Raw genomic sequence first — 21,680 nt, forward strand, 5'->3', positions numbered from 1 at the left:
CATGACCGACAGCCCCGCCCCACAGCAGACGGAGACCTGCGCGCGCCCGGCAGCCGGGGCCGAACCGGCGCGTATTCTGACCATCATCCTGAACTACAAGACGCCCGAAATGACGCTGGACTGTGCCGCCGCCGCGCTGGAGCAGATGAACGCGCTGCAAGGTGAGGTGGTGATCATAGACAATGGCTCTGGCGATGGGTCCTATGACAAATTGCTGACGGCGGTGCAGGAGCGTGGCTGGCTGGACAGCGGCCGCCTGCGCCTGATCGCCAGCGACCGCAACGGCGGGTTTGGGGCGGGCATGAACATCGGCTTTCGCCTCGGCCTCGCCGATGGCAGCGCGCCTGAGTTTTATTATCTGCTGAACTCGGATGCCTTTGTGCAGCCGGGAGCGATCCGCGCATTGCGGGATTTCTTGCAGGCCACACCAACCGCCGGGCTGGTCGGCTCTTATGTGCGGGGCACCGATGGGACGCCCCATTGCACCGCCTTCCGGTTCCCGACCATTGCGGGGGAATTCGAATCCTCGGTGCGGACCGGCATCGTGACCCGCCTGCTGAAAGATGCCGTGGTGCCCATGGAGATCCCGACCGAGCCAACCCAGCTGGATTGGACCGCTGGTGCCAGCCTGATGATCCGACGCGAGGTGATCGAGGCGGTTGGAGGTTTTGACGAGACCTTCTTTCTCTATTTCGAGGAAACCGAATTGTGCCACCGTGCCGCCCGCGCCGGATGGAGCACGCATTATCTGCCGGAAAGCGAGGTGGCCCATGTGGGATCCGCCTCAACCGGGATGAAGGATTGGCAGCGCACACCGCAATACTGGTTCGACAGCAGGCTGCACTACTTTCTCAGCACCCATGGGCGCGCCTATACGGTCGGAGCCACATTGGCGCTGATCACGGGCAGCCTGCTCTATGGGCTGCGGCGGCTGGTGTCGGACAAACCCGCCTCGGATCCGCCCTATTTTCTGCGGGACCTGATCGTTCATCATAGCCGCGCGATCTTTCGCCGCCGCCAAACCCAGCCTATGGAAACGCGCCAGACCCCGTCTCAACCGGAGGAGCAGAAATGACCCCATTCTCCTGTATCGTGCTTGGCAATGAATCGCTGCTTGTCGCCTGTGCCGACACCTTGATGGCCCGTGGCCACAGCATCGCCGCCGTAGTGACCAAAGACGCCGAAATCCGCCAGTGGGCCGCTGACAAGGGGCTGAGCGTGCTGGAGGATGCGCGCGACTTTGGCGGATCGGTGGACTGGCTGATGTCGATCGCCAATCTCGAAATCATCCCCGACAGCGTGCTGACCCGCGCGACCAAGGGCGGCGTCAATTTCCATGATGGACCTTTGCCGCGCTATGCCGGTCTCAATACGCCGAACTGGGCCCTGATCGAAGGGGCGACGGAATACGGTATCACCTGGCATATGATCGAAGGCGGTGTGGATGAGGGCGACATCCTCGCCCAGCGCCTGTTTGAGATTGCCGGGGATGAGACGGCCTATAGTCTCAACGCCAAATGCTACGCCGCGGCGATGGACAGCTTCGGCGATGTGCTGAGCCAGCTGGAAACCGACACGCTGGCGCGGCAGGCGCAGGATTTCAGCACCCGCAAGCTCTATACCCGCGCTGATCGGCCCGAAGCCGGCGCCCTGCTGGACCTGTCGCAGCCTGCGGCTGATGTGCACCGGCTGATCCGCGCGCTTGATTTCAACGGCTATTGGAACCCGCTCTGCGCGGGCAAGCTACATCTGGGCACGGAGGACAGCGCGCCGGTGGTGCTGATCGGCTCTGCCGAGGTGGTGCCGGGATCGGCGGCACCGGGCACGGTGCTAGCCGTCGACGACACCAGCGTCACGCTGGCCTGCGACGACGGCGCGCTGCGGCTGCTGGGGTTGCACCATAGCGATGGTCGCCTGATCCGCGCCGGCACCCATGTCCAAACCGGGGATGTGCTGCGGCAGCTGAATGCGGAGACGCGCCGCGATCTGACAGGGCGGCTGGCCGCAACACAGGCAAGCGAAGCCAGATGGCGCGCGGCCCTCGCCGCGCTGCCTGCCACGGATCTGCCGCTTGCCAGACCCGCGGGCGATGCCGGTGCCGATATCACCAGCCACGCGCTGAACCTGCCCGACGGCCATGCCATGACGGAGGCCGATGCGGTGACCACGGCGCTTGCCCTGGCGCTGTGCAGTTCAGGGTCCGAGGCTGCGGGGATCGCGCTTAGCAATGATGCGCTGCAACAGGCGGCGGTCACAGGGATGATCTGTGACTGGGTGCCGGTGCAATCCAGCCGCGACAGCTACCTGGCAGACCTGCAAACCCGCCTACGCGAGGATCTCGACAGCATCCGCAACAGCGGCGGATTCGCATCCGATCTGATCGCCCGCGCGCCAGAGCTGCGGCAGACCGCAGGCAGCGGCCTTTGCCCCGACATCGGCTGCAATCTGGGGAGCGACCGGCCCATTGCGGGATGTGCGGCGACGCTTTGCCTGACGGATGGCAGGTTGACTCTGGAGGCCGATAGCACACGCCTTGATGCGCAGGCCGTCGACCTGCTGATCGCTCGGATCAACATGCTGGTCGCAGCGCGCGACGCAGCGGCCGAGGGGACTTTTGCCGATCTGCCCGTTCTGCCAGAGACCGAACGGCAACAGATGCTGGTGGCCTGGAATGAAACCGCTCTGACCGGGACGCAGGACACCACCATCCCGGCAGAATTTGCAGCCCAGGTGGCGCGGACCCCGGAGGCCACAGCGCTGGTCTACGAAAATCAAAGCCTGACCTACGCGGAGCTATCTGAGGAGGTCGAACAACTGGCGGCGCTGCTGCGCCACCGGGGTGTTGCGCCGGGCAGCCATGTCGGCATCTATCTGGGGCGGAGCCCTGCGCTGGTCATCGCGGCGCTGGCGACCATGGCCGCGGGCGGGGCCTATGTGCCGCTTGATCCGGCCTATCCGGCGGATCGGATCGCGCATTTCATCACCGACAGCGCGGCCAGTGTGATCCTGACCGACAGCCGTCTGCGCGACCAGCTGCCCGGCACCGCATCTGCCGATGTTCTCTGTCTGGATGATCTGCCGGAGACACTCGCAGGCAGCGGTGGGCCGACCACCCAGCCGGGACCGCAGGATCTGGCTTATCTGATCTATACCTCCGGCTCTACCGGCACCCCAAAGGGGGTGATGGTGCGCCATGGCAATGTGGCAAATTTCTTTGCTGCAATGGACCAGCGGGTTCCGCATCAGCCGGGCGATTGCTGGCTGGCAGTGACCAGCCTGTCGTTTGATATCTCCGTGCTTGAGCTGTTCTGGACCCTGTCGCGCGGCTTCAAGCTGGTGCTGTCCAGTGATGAGGCACGGTTGCAGCTGTCCAATGGCCCCATCGCAACCAGCGACCGGGGGATGGACTTCAACCTGTTCTATTGGGGCAATGACGACGGCCCCGGTCCGCGCAAATATGAACTGCTGCTGGAGGGCGCGAAATTCGCCGATCAGCACGGGTTCAACGCGGTCTGGACACCGGAGCGGCATTTTCACGCCTTTGGCGGCCCCTATCCGAACCCGGCGGTAACCGGCGCGGCGGTGGCTGCGGTGACGAAGAATATCGGGGTGCGCGCGGGCTCCTGCGTGGCGCCGCTGCACCACCCGGCCCGGATTGCCGAGGAATGGTCGGTGATCGACAATCTGACCGGCGGCCGCGCCGGTATTGGCTTTGCCTCGGGCTGGCAGCCGGATGATTTCGTCCTGCGCCCCGAAAACACCCCCCCCGCCAACAAGCCTGCGCTGTTTGAGGCGATCGAGACCGTGCGCAAGCTCTGGCGCGGCGAGGAGGTTGCCTTCCCGCGCAAGGATGGCGGCGACCACGCGGTGCTGACCCAGCCGCGCCCGGTGTCAAAGGAACTGCCGGTCTGGGTGACAACGGCCGGCAACCCCGAGACCTGGCGCGAAGCTGGCAGCATCGGGGCCAATGTGCTGACCCATCTGCTGGGCCAGAGCATCGACGAAGTCGCGGGCAAGATCGCCATATACCACGACGCCCTGCGCGCGGCTGGTCACGATCCGCGCGATCACAAGGTCACGTTGATGCTACACAGCTATCTTGCCGATACCCGCGAGGAAGCCCGCGCCACGGCCCGTGAACCGATGAAGGATTACCTGCGCGCAGCGGCCGGTCTGATCAAGCAATACGCCTGGGCCTTCCCCGCGTTCAAGAAACCCGAGGGGGTGAAAAACCCGTTTGAAATGGATCTCGGGATGCTCTCGACAGAGGAGCTGGAGGCCATTCTGGACTTCGCCTTTGAACGGTATTTCGAAGACTCCGGCCTGTTTGGAACCATTGCCGATGCCATGCAGCGGGTCGAACAGCTGAAGCGGATTGGCGTTGATGAAATCGCCTGTCTGATCGACTATGGCATCGCGCCCGAGGTGGTGCTGGAGGGGCTGAAACCCCTTGCGGAGGTGCTGCGTCTTGCCAATGCCCCGCAGGAACTGGCGGCGGAGGATGTCTCGCTGGCGGCGCAGATCCTGCGCCATGGCGTCACCCATATGCAATGCACCCCGTCGATGGCGCGGATGATCACCGCGGATGCCGATGCGCGCCCGGTGCTGGGGCGGCTGTCGCACCTGCTGATCGGCGGGGAGGCGCTGCCGGGAGATCTTGTCGCGGATCTGCGCGGGGCGACCAGCGCAGAGATCCACAATATGTACGGACCGACGGAGACCACCATCTGGTCAACCATGCAGACCCTATGCGGCGTGCCCGCCGGGACCGCCCAAATCGGGGCGCCGATTGCCAATACCACTGTTTATGTCGTCAAGGACGATCTGTCTCCGCAGCCGGTCGGAGTGCCGGGGGAACTGCTGATCGGCGGCGCAGGCGTCACCGCCGGGTATTGGCAGCGCCCCGAGCTGACTGCGGAACGGTTTATTCCCGATCCCTTTGGTGATGCGGGCGCCGCGGTGACCTCGACCCATCTTTATCGCACCGGCGATCTGGTCCGCTGGCGCGGCGATGGCAAGCTGGAATTCCTCGGCCGTAGTGACCATCAGGTCAAGATCCGAGGCCAGCGGATCGAGCTGGGCGAGATCGAGGCCGCGCTTGCTGCCATGGACGGGATAACCGGCGCGGTTGTGGTGGCGCGCGACAGCGGGGCAGACACCCGGCTGGTTGCCTATGTCACCGGCGCGCTGCCGCCGGATCAGGCAGCGCTCAAGGCCGCGCTGGCGCAGCAGCTCGCTGCCGTCATGGTGCCAAGCCATATCGAACATCTCGCCGCCTTCCCGCTGACGCCGAACAAGAAGATCGACCGCAAGGCCCTGCCGGACCCGAAACCGGTGCGGATCACTGCTCCCACCTCCGACACCCCGCTCAGCGCCGGAGCGCAGAGCAAGATTGCCGAGATCTGGGCCGGGATCCTTGGGGTCAGCGGTATCGGGGCAGAGGACAATTTCTTCACCCTCGGCGGTCATTCCTTGCTGGCCGTGCAGGCCCACCGCGACATTCGCGGCGCTCTGGATGTGCCGAAGCTCTCGATCACGGATATCTTCCGGTTTCCGACGCTGTCGGGGCTGGCCAGCCATATCGACACGCTGACCGGAGCGGCCCCGGCAGAGGACACCGCCGCCCCAGCGGTCGATGCGGCGGCAAAATCCGATATGATGTCGAAACGCCGCGCGATGCGGGCCAACCGCAAGGCCCGCAGCGGATGAGCCTTGCCGATCCGCTCTCACGCAGCGCCCGGCACAAGGCGCTGATCCGCCGGTTGTTTGACGCCTGTGTCGTGGTGGAAACCTGCGATCCGCAGGACGATCCGCCTCCGCCCTTCCCTGAGGAGGCCGCCTGCCTGTCGCCAAATGCCGTCGAGAAGCGGCGGCGCGAGTTTGCGGCGGGCCGCGCTGCCGCGCATCGCGCGATGTCGTCCCTCGGCATGACGCCCAGCGCCATTCCGGTCGGCCCCAAACGGGCGCCGGTCTGGCCGCCTGAGGTTGTCGGCTCGATCAGCCATTGTCACAGCGCCGCCGTCGCCGTTATGGCCCTGCCCCAACAGATGCGCGGGCTCGGGGTCGACGTGGAGGAGGACACGCCGCTGGCGGATGACCTGATCCCGCAGATCTGCCGCCCGGCCGAGCGTGACTGGCTCGCACAACAAAACAGCCCCGGCCAACTCGCCAAAGTGATATTCTCGGCCAAGGAAGCGGCTTATAAATGTCAGTACCGCCTGAGCGAGCGGTTCTTTGGCTTTGATGGGATGGAACTTGAGATGGATTTGGCGCAGGGCACCGATCAGATCAGCGGGACGTTTTGCGCGCGGTTCACGGCGGATCAGCTGCCGTTTCGAAAAGGCGACGCCATTGACGGGCGTTTTGTTATCGGGGAGGGGCTGATCGCAACCGCCGCACAGCTGCCACAGGTGCGATGATCGGACGGCGCGGTTTTCTTGCACTCCTGTCTCTGCTGCCGATCGGCGCGCAGGCGACACCCTTTGCGCTGCCACAACTAAGCCCCCCGGCAGGGTCGATGCAGGTGTTTCACCTCGGCCACTCACTGGTGGGCCCGGATATGCCGCATATGGTGCAACAGTTGGCGCCAGAGGGGCATCGTTATAACAGCCAGCTTGGCTCCGGCACGCCCTTGCAGGATCACTGGGAGCCGGATCTGGACATCCTGCATTTCGATCAGGTCAATCACCCTCCGGTCTGGCGAGATGCACGCGAGGCGGTTGGCTCCGGTGAGTATGACGCCGTGATCCTGACGGAGATGGTCGAACTGCGCGACGCGCTGCGCTATTTCAAAGGCGCGCGATACTTTCGCCGCTGGGCTGATCTGGCCCGGGCGGGGTCGGATCGGACGCGGATATACCTCTATGAAACCTGGCACCCGCTGGATACGCCGGATGGCTGGCTGAAGCGGATCGACGGTGATCTGGAACAGCTCTGGCTGGGCGGGCTGGCCGGATCTGACAGCCGCCGCAATCCGAGACGTCCCGCCTATCTGATCCCCGCAGGACAGGTGATGGCCGCCGTCGTGCGCGCCGCCGAGGACGGCCAGATCGACGGGATGACTCATCGCGAGGCGCTTTTTGCCCGCACATCCGAGGGGGCGCTCGACCCGATCCATATCAACGATCTGGGCGCCTATGTTGTGGCGCTGACCCATGTCAGCGTGCTTTATCACAAAAACCCGGTTGGCCTGCCGCATCAGCTGCAACGCGCCGATGGCTCGCCTGCGGATGCTTTCAGCGCCAAAGCCGCGCGGCAGGTGCAGGAGATGGTCTGGCAGGTGATCACGCGCCACCCCCGCACTGGTGTTTCCCCATGACGCTGGCAGACCTGGTGGCCAGTGTCGTCATGGTCGGGCATTCCCTGTTCGGACCCGACAATCCGGTGATGCTGGACCAGCTCCTGGCCCGGCAACCGGCCGCGACTGCCGGACAGATCGCCGGAGAGGTCAGGGTCGAGGCGCAGATCATCAACGGCGCGCCGCTCAGCTACAATTGGACACATGCCGATCAGGCCGAGGGGATCAATGCCCGCACCCGTCTGGCCGAAGGCGTGGATGCGCTGATCGTGACCGAGGCGATCCCCCTCGCCAACCACCTGAAGTGGAGCGATACCGAGGGGGCGCTGACGCAGTTCTACAACCTTGCCCACACCGCCAACCCTGAGGTTGAGGTCTATCTGCAGGAAACCTGGCACAGCCTGAACAGCGGAACCGGGGTTGAGGTGCCTTTTGATCCGGGGGCGACAATGCAATGGCGCGACCGGCTGGCCGCGGATCTGCCGCGCTGGCAAAAGGTCGTCGACACGGTCAACAAAAAGACCGGCGGAGAGATCAGGCTGCTCAAGGCCGGTCAGGCGATGGCGCGACTGGATGACGCCATACAGGCAGGTACGGTGCCGGGCCTTGCGCGGATCGAAGATGTCTTTGCCGATGATATCCACCCCAATGATCTTGGGTTTTATTTTCTGTCCGCGCTGCAATACGCGGTGCTGACCGGTCAGTCTCCGGTGGGGCTGCCGCACCAGCTGCGCTCCAAATGGGGCGGTCGCTATGAGGCGCCCGCGCCGGACCTGGCGCGACGACTGCAGGAGATTGCCTGGGATGCCGCTCAGGACCGAACACAGCGGGCAGCCCTGCCTGCCGATCCGCCGCCGCTGCCCGACGACCCGATGCTGCCTGCGCTGAACCGAGTGGTTCCGGCCAGCCAGACCAGCACGCCGCGCGACATCGCCGCAGCGCAGGGGCTGCCCCAGGGCGCCGAGGTGCCGCCTCAGCCGATTGCGATGAACCTGGCCTCGATTGCCGATTGGAGCCCGCAGGCTCCGTTTCTCGACCATTTCAAAACTGCCCGTCCGTGGATTGGTCATCTGGCCGGGCAATGGGGGGGCGCGGATTATGCCGATCTTGCAGCAGCGGGATATCTGGACCCTGATGGCTGGCCGACCGCAATTCCACCGGAGCTTGGCTCGGTCGGGACGCTGATCCTCACCGATTTGCCTGCGGAGGCCGCCAGCCTCTCTGGGCGCTATGTCCTGCTGTTTGACGGCGACGGGATTGTCGAGGTGACGGGGCGGGCCAAGAACATCCGCTACGGCAAGAGCGAAATCCGCTTTGACTATACGCCCGGTCCCGGCGCGGTCGAAATCCGCATTCAGCGCAGCGACCGGCAGGGAACCGGTGACTATATCCGCAACATCGCGGTGGTGATGGAAAAACACCTGCCGGACTGGCAGGCCGGCGCCATCTTCAATCCGGATTTCATGGCGCGGATGCGTGGGTTTGCAGCGCTGCGATTCATGGACTGGATGTCCACCAACGACAGCACGCAGGTTGGCTGGGAGGATCGCCCAAGGGTGCAGGACTACAGCTGGGCGGCCAAAGGTGCGCCAGCGGAGGTGCTGGTGGCGCTGGCCAATCAGCTTGGCACCGCACCCTGGTTCACCCTGCCCCATATGGCCGACGACACCTATGTCCGTAACTACGCGCGGCTGGTGCGGGAGCAGCTGGACCCCGCGCTGACCGCCTATGTGGAATATTCCAACGAGGTCTGGAACTGGCAATTCGAACAGGCGGTCTGGGCTGATGATCAGGCCCGCGCCCGCTGGGGTGGCCAGGATCTGTGGATGCAGTTCTACGGTGGCCGCGCTGCCGAGGTTGCCGCGATCTGGACGGAGGTTTTTGGCGCGGCGGCCGATGACCGGCTGGTGCGCGTTATCTCTACCCAGACCGGGTGGCTGGGGCTGGAGGAACAGGTGCTGACCGCGCCGCTCTGGGTTGCCGAAGATGCCACGCGCCGACCGCCGGCCCGCGCTTTTGACGCCTATGCGGTGACCGGCTATTTCGGCGGCGTTCTCGGCCTGCCGGAACGCGCGCCAATTCTGCGCGCCTGGATTGCCCAGAGCCGCGAGCAGGCTGAGGCCGCCGCCAGGGCCAAGGGTCTCAGCGGAACCGCCGCAGCCGATTTTGTCGAGGCGCATCAATATGATGCCGCCAGCGCATTGGCTGCGGCAGAATTGCAGGACGGGCTGGTTTCCGGTAGTTCAGACGACACGATCAGCGATCTTCTGGGCCGGGTTCTGCCCTATCATGCCAAAGTTGCAGAGGCCCACGGACTCGACCTGATCATGTATGAGGGCGGCAGCCATGTGGTTGGCCTGGGTCCGATGGTCGATGACGACATGCTGACCGGTTTTTTCAGCCATTTCAATTACACCGAGGAGATGGGCGGCCTGTATCGCAGCCTGTTGCAGGGCTGGCCCGCCTTGGGCGGAAGTCTGTTCACCGCCTATTCGGATGTTTCGGCACCCGGAAAATGGGGCAGCTGGGGCAGCCTGCGCTATCTGACCGACGACAACCCGCGCTGGCGCGCTGTGGAGGCGGCGAAATGAAACCGCTGTTGAGCGTGCTGATCCCCGCACATAATGAGGCGGGCTATATCGGGTCCTGTCTGTCGGCGCTGTTTGCCAGTGATCCGCTGCCGGATGGCGCCACCGCCGAGGTCTTGGTGATCGCCAACGGTTGCACTGACACCACGGTCGCGGCGGCGCAGGCGGTGACGGTGCCGCCCGGCTGGGATTGCAGGGTGATTGATCGGCGCGAGGGCGGCAAGATCGGGGCTCTTCAACAGGGAGAAGCGCAGGCCACCGGTGGCATCTTGGTGTATCTTGACGCCGATGTGTGTGTCGCCCCACCGCTGATGGCGCAGATATGCCACGCGCTGGATTGCACCGCGCCGCGCTATGCCAGCGGGTCGCCCCGGCTGGCACCGGCCAAGAGCCTGATCAGCCGCCTTTACGGGCGGTTCTGGGAAACACTGCCCTTTGTCCAGCAGGGGGTGCCGGGGTTTGGCCTCTTTGCGATGAACCGGGCCGGGCGCGGGCGCTGGGAAGACTGGCCGGACATAATCGCCGACGATATCTACGCGCGCCTCAGCTTTGCGCCCCACGAGCGTCTCCGGCTAGAGGCAAGCTACCAATGGCCGCTGATCGAGGGGTTTCGCAATCTGGTGCGCGTGCGCAGACGCCAGAATGCCGGGGTTGCAGAGATTGCCGCGCGGTTCCCCGCACTGCTGGCCAATGAGGACGTCACCCGCCCTGGCCCCGCAGCAATTGTCGCGCGGGCGCTGCGCGACCCGGCGGGATTTATGTCCTATGCGACTGTTGCCATCGCGGTGAAGTCGCCGATGTTTCGCGGCCGACAGGAAACCCGCTGGACGCGGGGCCGCTAGGCGGGCCATTGCGCTGGCCTAGCTGGACTGCCCAGCAATCGCCGATCGGAAATGCGCCGCCATCTTTGCGGCCTCTGTGTCGCTGTCGTGCCGCTCCAGAACCCGGGCGCGCCCGGCCTGCCCCATGGCAACCCGTTTGGCATGGGGCGTCGCTGCCAGATCCCGGATGGCCTGCGCCAGAGCAGCAGGATCACCCGCAGGCACCAGCCAGCCGGTCTCTCCCGGCAGCACCAGTTCAGGCGTACCCGCGATATAGGTGGCAATAACCGGACGTGCGGCTGCCATGGCCTCCATCACCACCATGGGCAGACCTTCGGCAAAGGAGGGCATCACCAGCGCCTGCGCGCGGGCCAGTTCAGCCCTGACATCAGCCTCGGAGAGCCAGCCGGTCAGCGTGACATGATCGCCAAGCCGGTGCTTCGCTATGGCGGCCTCCAGATCGGGGCGCATCTCACCATCGCCGATCAGCGCAAGATGCAGATCGGGATAATCCGCGACCAGACGCGCCATGGCCTCGATCAGCATCATCTGGCCTTTCTGCTCCACAAAGCGACCGATGGCGGCAATCCGCAATGCGCCTTCCGGCAAAGGCGCGGGATCCGCAAAACGTGCAGGCTCAATCCCGCAATGCACCACCTTCAACCGCTCCCAGCTGCCAAAGGCCGCCCAGCGGCTCAGTTGACTGCGGCCAAAACTGCTGATGGCTACCGCAAATCTGGCGCGGTTCAGTTTCTCCCCCAGGGACAAGGGTTGCGGCGCGTCGAATTCCTCTGGCCCGTGGGTGGTGAAACTATAGCCCGGCCCGCCCAGTTCAGAGGCCAGAAGTGCAACGGTGGTCGCATTGGTGCCGAAATGCGCGTGCAGGTGGGCGATCTCCTGCTGCGCGGCATAATCGGCGACGTAGGCAGCCTCGGCCAGATAGATCAGATGACGCAGACGCCCCGCCTGCGACGCCGCCCCCAGGCGCCAGGCCGTGCGGAGCGCGCCGATCAGACGTCGCGGCGTCCTGCGAGCAGACCGCATCAGCGCCCGGAGCAGACCGATTGCACCCCGGTCGAGGACGTAGAGGGTGCGCGCCTGCTCGGCCTGATCGCCGGGATCCACCAGAGGGGCACTGCTGCGCCGCATGGCGATCCGATGGATCACGTGACCCTGGCGCTCCAGCGCCTGTACCTCGCGCCGGATGAAACTATGCGACGGCTGCGGATAGGTATTGAGAATATACGCTATTTTCACGAGGACGATGGCCCATTTTATGCAAGACTTGTCGCAGGCTATCGTCAGTTGTCACACTTGCCCAGCATTGCCGCGATCATGCCGCGGAATTGACGCCTTTTGGGATCAGTATCGCAAGTGTATCGCAAAACCTCGAGGATATTGATGCCGCAGGTCCTGTCGCTTTTCCAAGGAGAACGCCTCGCCGCCCGCGTGTTGCGCTCGGCCTCCTGGCTGATGATCGGCTATGGCGGCAGTCAGGCGCTGCGGCTGGCGGCGAATCTGGTGATGACGCGGCTGCTGTTCCCCGAAGCCTTTGGCCTGATGGCGCTGGTCAGCGTTGTGGTCACCGGGCTGGCGCTGTTTTCCGATATGGGGATCGGTCCGTCCATTGCCCAGAGCAAGCGCGGCGACGATCCGGATTTCCTCGACACGGCCTGGAGCGTGCAGGTGGTGCGTGGCTTTGTCCTGTGGGGGTTGACCCTGCTGTTGGCCTGGCCTGTTTCGCAATTCTATGGCGCAGCGGAATTGCTGTGGTACCTGCCGATTGCCGGTATCGCGCTGGTGCTCAACGGATTTGACCCGATCCGCGTTGAGACGGCGCATCGCCATTTGCTGGTCGGTCGACTAACGGCACTGGAGCTGATCAGCCAGGCCATTGGCATTGGCGCCATGGTTCTGCTGGCCTGGTGGACGCAATCGGTTCTGGCACTGGTCCTGGGCAGTGTCCTGCAGGCAGGCGTATTCCTGCTGAGCGTGCATCTGGGACTGCCGGGACGGCCCAGCCGGTTTCGATGGGAGCCGACGGCGCTGCGTGAATTGCTGCATTTCGGCAAATGGATTTTTCTGTCGACCGCCTTCTGGTTTCTGACCTCGCAGGGCGATCGGGCCATTCTGGGCAAGTTCGTCCCGCTGGACGTGCTTGGTATCTACAATATCGGATTTTTCCTGGCGAGCTTCCCGATGGCACTCGGCCATGCGGTGAACCAGCGGCTGATGATCCCGGTTTACCGCGACAAGCCTGCCCATGCCGCACCGGAGTACCGGCGCAAACAGCGCCAGCTGCGCGCCGGGCTGAGCATGATGATCCTGTCGATCCTGCTGACGATGGCCTGGCTTGGCCCCTGGCTTGTCGATCTGCTCTATGATGCGCGATATGGCGATGCCGGTCCGATGGTGGTTCTGATCGCGCTTGCCATGGCTCCGGCTGTGATCACCATGACCTATGATCAGGCCGCGTTGGCCGCCGGGGACAGCCGGTCATTCTTTGTTTTTACGGCGGCGCGAGGGATTGCGCAGACGGTGCTGTTTCTGGCCGGGGTGATGCTGTTTGGCCTGACAGGCGGGATCGCCGCGCTGGGGCTGGCGATGGTAATGGCCTATCCGGTGATGATCTGGCTGGCCTGCAAACACCATGTCTGGGATCCGCTGCATGACCTGCTGTTTATGGTTCTGGCTCTGATGGTTGGCCTGTCCGCGATCTGGTGGCACTGGGACAGGCTGACGGCGATGATCGCCGCAGTTGGCTAAGAACCAAGACCGAACGCCTCTTTCAGCCGCTTGCTTCGGCCCCCGGCGGGCGCCGCCTGTTGAAGCCTCTGCGCAGCCGCGCGAGGAAGCCGCGCCGCCGGGGTGCCGTGTCCAGATAGGGGATCGCAACAACCGGTGTCAGGCCGGTCTCCCGCTCCATCTGCGCCACGCTGCGCAGCACCGGGTGCCGCAGCTCAAGCAAGAAGGCGATGCCAAGGGCCAGTCCGATACTGGCAACACCGCCCATCAGTGCCTTTTTCTTGCGCCCGCCTGTTGCCGGATAGTCCGGAAGCGGCGCGGATTCGATGATATTCAAGCGCTCCGACTGGCGCGAGGCCTCCAGACGAAAGCCCACTTCCGCCTCGGTCCGGCGCTGAGAAATCGCATCCAGCTCGCTTTGCAGCTGGCTCATCCTGCGCTCATAGACGCCAAGCTGGCGCTCCACCTCCGGTGTGGTTTCCAGCGATCGCTCAAGCGTCGACCTGCGGTTCAGCAGCAGTTCGCGCTGCGCGTCCAGCGTGGCCAGTTTCTCCTCAAAGACTTCCAGCATGCGACGGGCCGTGGCCTGACGCTGGTTCGATGTGGTCTGATCCGCCTGTCTGCGCAGCTCGATTTGCTCGCGCTCGATTTCCAGCAAGCCGGTATTGAGCGATGAAATCTCCTCGCGGCGCATCTCGATCCCGCCGGGAAGTGCAACGTTATTGGCGTTGCGATAGGCGGTGATCTCATTCTCGAGCTCGGCCACCTCGCCGATGAGCGCGGCTTCCTTGTCGGCAAAAAAGGTCAGGGTTTCCCGGGCCTGTTCGATGCGCGAGCTCTGGCTCAGTTCAATCGTGCGGGTGGCGAATTCACTGGCAACGGCCTGCGCCTGTTCCGGCGTCGGCATCAGCGCCGAGATGGTCAGCACCGAAATCGTGCCGTCATCGGCAAACCCCTCCCGCGCGGCAGCAACCCCGGTCAGCGAGACGGAGTCGCGCAGCAGCGCCACCTTTTCAGAGGGGACAAGGCCTGGCAGTTCCTTGTAGAGACCGTATTTCTCGATGATTTCCAGGACCGAGCCACGCGCCATCAGACGCTGCTCGATCAGTTGCAGCCGCCGCGCCGAAGATCCGTCAACGGTGGATTTGGCAAGTTCGTCGGCGATCTTCGGCCGGGTGATCTGCAGGACCGCCGAGCTTTCGTAGAAATGCTGCTGCTTTGCCGCGACCCATAGCGACACCATGGCACCCAGCAGGACAACCCAAAGGATCACCGACGCGCGCCGTCGCAGCATATCCAAAATGTCATCCAGAGTGCGGATCGGTCCCATGTGTCGGCTCGTTTGATGGTTGGTTGCGGTTGGTCGTCGGTTCAGAAACGGCGCGCGCGCCGGGAGGCGGGATCAGGGACCTCGGCGAGGTCCCCGGTCGGATCTATTGGCCAAATTGCAGCAAACCGGCGCCCCGCGCGCGGTTCAGGCTGACGCCCAGCAACTGGGTTTGACCATCAAAGAGTTTTTCACAGGCCGCGAGATGTGCCGCCGTGGTACGGGTGCCGTCGGCAATCAGCAGAACGCCATCGACCTGCGGCAGAAAGGCGGCGGTATCGTCATGTTCCAGAACCGGCGGCAGATCGAACAATGTCACATCCGCGCCCGTGCTTAGCACCATGTCGTCGATCACGCTGGCGCACCGCCCGTCATGCAGGATTTCGGCGGCGTTGCGGTCCGGGGCTGCGGTCAGCCCGACGGCCAGGGAGGCGGCGGGGCGGATCAGATGCTCTGCCAGCGTCAGCTCCCCTGATAGAAAGCCCGGCATATCGCCGGCCGGTGGCAGTTTCAGCGCGGAGGCGACACCGGGTCTGCGAAAATTCAGATCCATCAGCACCGTGCGTGTCCCCGGAACCCGCGCCATGCTGAGCGCGAGGTTGACGGCAGAGAACGTGGCCCCGCACCCGGCTGTCGGCGCCGCGATGGCAACCCGCTTCCAGCCCTGTGCCTTCAGACTGTGAAGCAGGCGGGTGCGCAGCAGGTCAAAGGCGTTGGCGGTGGGGGAGTTGCGAAAGAAATTCACCAGCGGCGAGCGCGCCACCTGATGGCCGCGAATGTCCAGTGGGACGCGGTGGAGACGCTCCCACATCTCGGGCAGGGTCGCGGGCAGGCGCTGCGGCTTTGGATCCGTATCTGAGATCCCTTCGAGCGGCCTGTTTCTGCTGCTCTCAGGGCGCCGGGCAAAACGTCTGCCTTCATCGGCCTGCGCGCTGCGCGCGGCAGCCGCCATTTCTCGGGCACTTTCACCGCCCTGTTGTGGCGCGTTCGGCGCAGACTGAGGCTGCCCGGTCAGAGCCGTGTCATGCTCTGGGTCCGAGGAGTTGCGCCCCTTGCGGCGGCGAAATCTCTTAAAGCCTTGTTGCGTCATTGCAATGGGGTCGTCCCACTCCAGTTTCTGTCCACAGGTGCCAGGGGCCTCCGCGTCGTTGATCGCATCTTTCATGAAACCCCCTCGCAGTTCTACCACGTTAGGCAAGATGCGCCTATAGTCCGGCCCATCACAGTTAGATGCGATCGGTTAATATCCCGTGCCTCGCAGAACGACACCCACCGTCCGCAGCAAAAGATCGACATCCGTGCGCAGGCTCAGGTCGCCGTGATAGCTGGTATCGGCGCGGGCGCGGGTGGCAAATCCACTCTCATTGCGCACCGAGACCTGCCAGAGACCGGTAATCCCGGGTTTGAGATCGAAATAGGCGGTGGCATCGCCGTAGAGCGACAGTTGATCGGGCATCATCGGACGCGGGCCAACCAGGCTCATCTCACCGATCAGAACATTCCACAGCTGTGGCAGCTCATCCAGTGACGTGGTGCGCAGGAAGCGGCCGACCGGCGTGATGCGCGGATCTGCCTTCAGCTTCTGCGTCTCGTCCCATTCGCGCCGCATGGCCGGATTGCTGGCGAGATAACGCTCCAGCAGCTTGTCGGCATCGCGCACCATGGTGCGCAGCTTCAGGATCGAGAATACCCGCCCGCGCTGGCCAAGGCGATCCTGCGTGTAGAAGGGATTGCCCCCTTCCAGCCAAAGCGCAAGCGCGGCCATCAGGATCAAGGGCAGGCTGATCGGCAGTGTGAGCAGAACCAGCGTGATATCGAGCATACGTTTGCCGAAAACGGCATAACCCTGACGAGACATTTTCGAGGACTGGGCCTGAACGTCGTCGCGCAGTCCGGTCAGGTGACTGTCGAGCGCCCGGCGCGGCGAAGATGATCGCGCCGAAAGCTCTGCATTCATATTGGCAACGGACTTGGCGACAGACACAAAACGCGCTTCCCTGACCAATGCCACAGGATAGCCGTTTCCGACCAACGGCCAGCGCGACCATGTCGCCCGACCGACCGCAACACCAGGCGGGCGAGCAGCCCCCTCTTGCACGAAATCCTTCATTTCCAACCCCAATCTAGGACCGCCCCCGCGATCCTCACCCGTGCGCTGAAACAACAGCGACATTGCCCCGCCAAAGCGGGCGTACTCGCACCAATCTGAGTATCCCGGCACGACAGCGCCCCGGGTCCCAAGTCCAATAAGATCGATGGTTCTTCTCCAGCCGCACCCCCATGAGGCTGGCACCTTCGTCCCAATCAGGCGGCCCGTTCAGGTCGCCCTCCGAACCGCAATTGCGGCCATTTCTTAATAAAGCAATTTTACGCAAATCTCAGTAAAATCGGAGATACGGCAGTATTCGCTCAATTTTCAGTAAATCAGGGCGCCAACTGAGAAACAATTCCTCTAAAGGATAGGAACTATCTCCACAGCCTACCCAAAAGTATAAGGAATCAACCAAGACTCATGGCTAAATTCGAGTCCACGCCGGGCTTATCCAATAAGGAATGTTAACCTTCTTCATCGGGCGGCTGGATCCGTTAACCATTTCCCCGCCATTGCCGAAACAAAAATAGCGCCAATCCGGGCCCGATTGTCGCCTGAAGCCAAATGGCGCCAAATCCGGGGCTGACGTTGATCATTGACCCGGAACTTGGCAAGGAGGGGCCTGGTGCCGGAAACCGCCGTCACCGCATTCCCGTTTCGGGATCCGGGCAAAAGGACATCGACATGTGCGCTGCATCTTCTGAGCCATCCTCTGCATCAACCGCCGGGGCCGCCCCGATGAAATCTGCCAACTGGGTGGCTGCGGATCACGCAGACGGTCGCTTGATGGTCTGGCTGATGAACGAAGGGGACGCCGTGCAACATGTCTCCGCCAGCACAGGCGCCGATTTGATGGCGGATCTGGCCTGGCTGGTTGGCACGCTGCATGGCTGCGCCCCGGAGACGCCGATCCTGCTCAATGATGACAGCCTGCGGGGCGGCACGACGGGCACGATCGCGGTGCCTGCCAAGGTCACGGAGCTGCCGATGGGAGAGGCGATGCTGGGGACGCATCCGCTGCGGTTGCTTGGCGGGCTGTCACAAAGCGCTCCGGTTGGAGTGATGCGCGGTGCCGTCAATCGCATTGCGGGGTTCCTCAGCCTCAACCCCGACTGGGACGGCGTGATCTGCATTGCCGGGATGACGACCCATTGGGCACTGATCAGCGCAGAGGAAGTGGTCAGTTTTCAGGGCTTTCTGACACCCGGACTGTGGCGCAGCCTGGCGCCGGGATTGGGCATTGAAGGGGGCGCAGAATTTCAGAGTGCCGAGCGCACCGCTCTGACAGCGGCGATGGAAACCATCCAGTCCAAACCTGAAGCCCTGGCCGCGCGTTTGGCCGAGCTTCAGGTTCTGCGGGACGGATCAGACAGCGAAACCTCTGCGCGTCTTTGGGGGCTGCTCCTTGGTGCAGAGCTGTCGGCGGCGCGCCCCTATTGGTTAGGGCAGAATGTTGCCCTGATCGCAGCTGCGCCGCTGGATGTGCCCTATTGTCTTGCGCTCAATCACCAGGGCGTGCCGGTTACCCGTACCGACGCCGATCGCATGGCTCTGGCCGGTCTGGTCCGGGCCTGGCGGGGCATCACATCCTAGGATCTGCCAGAGCGCCTATGGCAGCGGATTGGTCTGGAACAGCCGGATCTTCAAACCGCCATGGGCCACCGGCGGACCAAAGGGTTTGAAGGGCAAATTCGTCGCCTTGGCCAAGGAGGTCTCGCTGGTGACGATGCCGACGCGCCAACCACTGAAACGGGCCATCAGCGTTTCCCCAAGCGCCGCATAAAGCGCGTAAAGCAGCTTCTTGTTGCCGATCCGCGCGCCATAAGGCGGGTTCACGATCACCAGACCCGGTTTGCCCTCCGGACCCAGATCCGGTGGCGTCAGGTCGCTGACCGCCTGCTGAACAATGGTCACCAGATCGCCGACCCCTGCCCGTTCGGCATTGGCGGCGGCCATGTCAACCGCGCCATCATTGCGGTCGGATCCGTAGCAGCGTGCGCTGGTCTGGCGCGGGTTCTGCTCAGCACGCAGGGCCTGCCAGGCATCGGGATCAAAGCTGGCCATCTGTTCAAACGCAAAACTGCGGCTGCGGCCGGGAAACAGCCCTCTGGCGATCTCGGCCGCCTCGATCACAAAGGTGCCGGAGCCGCACATCGGATCCACCACGGGCTCCTGCCCGTCATACCCGCAGTCCCGCAGGAACAGAGCGGCGAGGTTCTCGCGCATCGGCGCCTTGCCCACGGCTGTCTTGTGACCGCGCTTGTGCAGCCCCTCGCCGGAGGTATCGACGCTGAAGGTGCAGAGATTATCCTCGATCCGCAGTTTCACCGTGATGGGGGCATCGGCGCTGATCTCGGCGCCAAGCTCCTCTGTGATCGCACGTTCGATACGCTGGGTGGCCGCACCTGCGTGGTAGATCTTGGATTTCTTGTTGGTTGTGGTCTCCACGCGGACCGGGACATCCGCGCGCAGCACATCCGACCAGGGAAATTTGCGGGCGCGCTTGTCGAGCTGCGCGAGGTGAAACGCACGGAAAGAACCGATACGGGCCAGCACGCGCGCGGCGCCGCGCAATTGCAGATTGGCGCGCCAGACATCGGGCCAGCCGCCTTCAAAGGTGACGCCACCGGGTACCGTTTTGGCACCGGCAAAGCCAGCCTCCGTCGCTTCGCGCTGCAGGGTCTGCTCCATCCCCGGAGGGGCGGTCAGGAAGATCTCGAATGTATCACATGTATCCATGACCTCTCCTTAGCGGCAAAACCCCCTGTCAGCGACGGCAAATTTCGCCATTCGGCGCGGCGGCGATGGCCGCTACCGTTGCCGTGCACGCAAGTGCGGATCGCGCACAGTGGGATTCCCGCGACGATTGCCGCGATGCAGCACCGCAGAGCCCATCCGCACGGTCAGATCACTCGCCTCAAGGTGGATTTATTTATCTTTAAAATTCAGCATCTTACGACAAACTAAAAAATTAGTTTGACAAGATAGACTGCGGTATGGAACCTGTTTGTCAGCCGGGTGCCACGGGGCATCTTTGGCCACAATAAATCACTAGGGAGGAGAAAGATGCGGAAGTATCTTTTGTCCGCAGCCGCGGTTATTGCCGTGGTCGCGGGACAGGCAGCCTATGCCGATGAGGCCGCTGCCAAGAAATGGATCGACGAAGAGTTCCAGCCCTCGGTTCTGACCAAGGATGAACAGCTCTCGGAGATGCAATGGTTCATCAAGGCGTCCGAGCCGTTCAAGGGCATGGAAATCAACGTCCTGTCCGAAGGCATTCCGACGCATAGCTACGAATCCGAGGTGCTGACCAAGGCGTTCGAGGAAATCACCGGCATCAAGGTGAATCACCAGATCCTCGGCGAGGGTGAAGTGGTTCAGGCCGTGCAGACGCAAATGCAGACCAAGCGGAACCTGTATGACGCCTATGTCAACGATTCCGACCTGATCGGCACCCACTCGCGCCTGCAACTGGCCTATAACCTGACCGACATGATGGAAGGCGACTTCTTCGACGTCACCAACCCCGGTCTGGATCTCGGCGATTTCATGGGCACCCAGTTCACCACGGGTCCCGACGGCGATCTCTACCAGCTGCCCGATCAGCAGTTTGCGAACCTCTACTGGTTCCGCAAGGACTGGTTTGACCGCGAAGATCTGCAGGCCGCGTTCAAAGAAAAATACGGCTATGATCTGGGCGTTCCGGTCAACTGGTCCGCATATGAAGACATCGCCGAATTCTTCAGCGAAGACGTCAAGGAAATCGACGGGACCACAATCTTTGGTCACATGGACTACGGCAAGCGCGCGCCTGACCTTGGCTGGCGGATGACCGACGCCTGGCTGTCGATGGCCGGTGCCGGTTCAAAAGGTGAGCCGAACGGTGTGCCGATCGACGAATGGGGCATCCGCATGGAAGCGGATTCCTGCAACCCTGCCGGTGCAAGCGTGACCCGCGGTGGTGCTGCCAATGGTCCGGCTGCGGTCTATGCGATCCGCAAGTGGGACGAATGGCTGCGCAAATACGCCCCTCCGGGTGCTGCATCCTATGACTTCTACCAGTCGCTGCCCGCTCTGGCACAGGGCAACGTAGCCCAGCAGATCTTCTGGTACACCGCCTTCACCGCCGACATGGTGAAACCGAAGTCCGAAGGCAACAACACCGTTGACGACGAGGGCAACCCGCTGTGGCGGATGGCGCCCAGCCCGCATGGTCCCTACTGGGAAGAAGGCCAGAAGGTTGGCTATCAGGACGTGGGTTCCTGGACCTTCCTGAAATCCACCCCGGTTGATCGCGCCAAGGCGGCCTGGCTCTATGCTCAGTTTGTTGTGTCCAAGACCGTTGACGTGAAAAAATCCCACGTTGGTCTGACCTTCATCCGTGACTCTTCCGTGAACCACGAGAGCTTCACCGAGCGTGCGCCCAAGCTGGGTGGTCTGGTCGAATTCTACCGTTCGCCCGACCGCGTTGCATGGTCCCCGACCGGCGTGAACGTGCCTGACTATCCGAAGCTGGCCCAGATCTGGTGGCAGCAGATCGGTGACGTGAACTCCGGCGCCTTCACCCCGCAGGAAGCCATGGACCGTCTGGCCGAGGAAATGGACATCACCATGGCCCGTATGCAGCGTGCAGACGAGCAGGCGAATGTCTATGGCGGCTGCGGCCCGCGTCTGAACGAAGAGAAAGACGCCGAGTGGTGGTATGCCAATGGCGGCGCCAAGCCGAAACTGGAGAATGAGAAGCCGCAGGGCCAGACCGTCAACTATGACGAGCTGGTTGCCCGCTGGGCATCTGAGTAACCCCTCCTCC

General features: G+C 63.4%; 14 protein-coding genes. 9 read left to right on the top strand and 5 right to left on the bottom strand.

Annotated features, from left to right (window positions below; all coding sequences use genetic code 11):
• Nucleotide 1 precedes the first annotated feature (1 nt).
• The 6 genes from VWZ81_RS17775 to VWZ81_RS17800 are packed head-to-tail and all read left to right on the top strand — an operon-like array spanning nt 2 to nt 10,727.
• Nucleotides 2–1,075, top strand: a complete 1,074-nt coding sequence (locus VWZ81_RS17775) for a glycosyltransferase family 2 protein (protein ID WP_416537327.1) — start codon at nt 2–4, stop codon at nt 1,073–1,075.
• Entirely contained in the window at nt 1,072–5,709 is a 4,638-nt protein-coding gene (locus tag VWZ81_RS17780; RefSeq protein ID WP_416542535.1) for a MupA/Atu3671 family FMN-dependent luciferase-like monooxygenase, read from the top strand. The genes VWZ81_RS17775 and VWZ81_RS17780 overlap by 4 nt, the downstream gene beginning before the upstream one ends.
• Nucleotides 5,706–6,419, top strand: a complete 714-nt coding sequence (locus tag VWZ81_RS17785; protein WP_416542536.1) for a 4'-phosphopantetheinyl transferase family protein — start codon at nt 5,706–5,708, stop codon at nt 6,417–6,419. The genes VWZ81_RS17780 and VWZ81_RS17785 overlap by 4 nt, the downstream gene beginning before the upstream one ends.
• A complete protein-coding gene (locus VWZ81_RS17790; RefSeq protein ID WP_416542537.1) occupies nt 6,416–7,318 on the top strand; it encodes a hypothetical protein in 903 nt (300 codons plus the stop codon). The genes VWZ81_RS17785 and VWZ81_RS17790 overlap by 4 nt, the downstream gene beginning before the upstream one ends.
• Nucleotides 7,315–9,888 carry a hypothetical protein gene (locus VWZ81_RS17795; protein WP_416542538.1) on the top strand — a complete coding sequence of 858 codons (2,574 nt, stop codon included), beginning with the start codon at nt 7,315–7,317 and terminating at the stop codon, nt 9,886–9,888. Before VWZ81_RS17790 ends, VWZ81_RS17795 begins: the two co-directional genes overlap by 4 nt.
• The gene (locus VWZ81_RS17800; protein ID WP_416542539.1) at nt 9,885–10,727 is read left to right on the top strand and encodes a glycosyltransferase; all 843 of its coding nucleotides are present in this window, start codon (nt 9,885–9,887) and stop codon (nt 10,725–10,727) included. The genes VWZ81_RS17795 and VWZ81_RS17800 overlap by 4 nt, the downstream gene beginning before the upstream one ends.
• Nucleotides 10,728–10,745: 18 nt before the next feature.
• Here VWZ81_RS17800 and VWZ81_RS17805 read toward each other — a convergent pair whose 3' ends face one another.
• Nucleotides 10,746–11,963, bottom strand: a complete 1,218-nt coding sequence (locus VWZ81_RS17805) for a glycosyltransferase (RefSeq protein ID WP_416542540.1) — start codon at nt 11,961–11,963, stop codon at nt 10,746–10,748.
• A 144-nt stretch (nt 11,964–12,107) separates the two neighbouring features.
• Here VWZ81_RS17805 and VWZ81_RS17810 point away from each other — a divergent pair, with 144 nt between their 5' ends.
• Complete coding sequence (locus tag VWZ81_RS17810; protein ID WP_416540639.1) at nt 12,108–13,472, top strand: oligosaccharide flippase family protein; 1,365 nt, start codon at nt 12,108–12,110, stop codon at nt 13,470–13,472.
• A 22-nt stretch (nt 13,473–13,494) separates the two neighbouring features.
• On the opposite strand, the gene VWZ81_RS17815 is transcribed toward VWZ81_RS17810, so the two are convergent.
• From VWZ81_RS17815 to VWZ81_RS17825, 3 genes are all read right to left on the bottom strand, one after another.
• Nucleotides 13,495–14,781 carry a DUF874 domain-containing protein gene (locus VWZ81_RS17815; RefSeq protein WP_340544519.1) on the bottom strand — a complete coding sequence of 429 codons (1,287 nt, stop codon included), beginning with the start codon at nt 14,779–14,781 and terminating at the stop codon, nt 13,495–13,497.
• A 103-nt stretch (nt 14,782–14,884) separates the two neighbouring features.
• Complete coding sequence (locus VWZ81_RS17820; protein WP_416537279.1) at nt 14,885–15,943, bottom strand: CpsD/CapB family tyrosine-protein kinase; 1,059 nt, start codon at nt 15,941–15,943, stop codon at nt 14,885–14,887.
• A 75-nt stretch (nt 15,944–16,018) separates the two neighbouring features.
• Nucleotides 16,019–16,762: a sugar transferase gene (locus VWZ81_RS17825; protein ID WP_416542542.1), complete on the bottom strand. Its 744-nt coding sequence runs from the start codon at nt 16,760–16,762 to the stop codon at nt 16,019–16,021.
• 846 nt (nt 16,763–17,608) lie between these two features.
• Between VWZ81_RS17825 and VWZ81_RS17830 the strand changes: the two genes are divergently transcribed.
• Entirely contained in the window at nt 17,609–18,463 is an 855-nt protein-coding gene (locus VWZ81_RS17830; RefSeq protein ID WP_416542543.1) for a 2-dehydro-3-deoxygalactonokinase, read from the top strand.
• Nucleotides 18,464–18,478: 15 nt separating this feature from the next.
• On the opposite strand, the gene VWZ81_RS17835 is transcribed toward VWZ81_RS17830, so the two are convergent.
• Nucleotides 18,479–19,609 (bottom strand): THUMP domain-containing class I SAM-dependent RNA methyltransferase, encoded by a 1,131-nt coding sequence (locus VWZ81_RS17835; protein WP_416537276.1) that lies wholly within the window; start codon nt 19,607–19,609, stop codon nt 18,479–18,481.
• A 327-nt stretch (nt 19,610–19,936) separates the two neighbouring features.
• On the opposite strand from VWZ81_RS17835, the gene VWZ81_RS17840 reads away from it, so the two are divergent.
• On the top strand, nt 19,937–21,670 hold the full coding sequence (locus VWZ81_RS17840; protein ID WP_340544511.1) for an ABC transporter substrate-binding protein: 1,734 nt from the start codon (nt 19,937–19,939) through the stop codon (nt 21,668–21,670).
• The last annotated feature ends 10 nt before the right edge of the window (nt 21,671–21,680 follow it).

The sequence above is a fragment of the Phaeobacter sp. JH20_34 genome (assembly GCF_048056095.1).
In the GTDB taxonomy this organism is placed as follows: Bacteria; Pseudomonadota; Alphaproteobacteria; order Rhodobacterales; family Rhodobacteraceae; genus Phaeobacter; species Phaeobacter bryozoorum.